We start from the raw sequence: 582 nt of genomic DNA, 5'->3' as shown, positions 1-582 counted from the left end.
CTTGTGTAACAAGGTCATGGGTCAGGCCGTTCAACAGATGAAAACATGTGGATGGGCGCACAACATCGGCCAACAGATCACCCACGCGCCGCTGCCAGCACCCTTTCGATATGGGCAAAATCAGGGCGCTCGGCGGGCGAGTCACAGAGGCAAGTCGCGCTCAGCCGATGCAACTCGTCGAGCTGTGATGACTCTGCCTCACAGCGCGCAAGCAGCTCCTCCAGCAGGCAGCCAAAGGCGCGCACCTCGAGCCGCTCAAGGCCCAGCGCCCGCTCGCGGTTGTTGCGGTCATACAAGGAGGCCGCGCCAAAATCCCCGAGCAGGGCGTGGGCCGGGGCGCCAGGCTCACGGGCAAAGAGGATATTGTGGCCGTAGAGATCCCCGTGCATGATGCCCGCACGGTGCAGATGGCGCGCCACCGACGCGATACCGTGCGCCAGCGCCAGCGCATCCGGCACACTCAGGCGCAGCGCATCGGGATAAACATCCCGGGTGCAGGAGTCCAGGCTCGGCGGCCCGGCCAGATTGGCAAAGGCCGGGTCGATCAGCTCCATCACCAGCGCCGGCATGCCGGAGGGGTGA

At 65.3% G+C, this 582-nt stretch carries 1 protein-coding gene; it reads right to left on the bottom strand.

Going from position 1 to position 582, the window contains the following annotated elements; translation table 11 throughout:
- Positions 1 to 77: 77 nt before the first annotated feature.
- The coding region (locus BN1129_RS24105; RefSeq protein WP_042034003.1) for a lipopolysaccharide kinase InaA family protein at positions 78 to 582 on the bottom strand (505 nt) is incomplete at its 5' end.

Source organism: Aeromonas popoffii, from assembly GCF_000820025.1.
GTDB lineage: Bacteria > Pseudomonadota > Gammaproteobacteria > Enterobacterales > Aeromonadaceae > Aeromonas > Aeromonas popoffii.
Note: the sequence above shows the minus strand (reverse complement) of the source record. Positions and strands in the feature narration are given on the sequence as shown.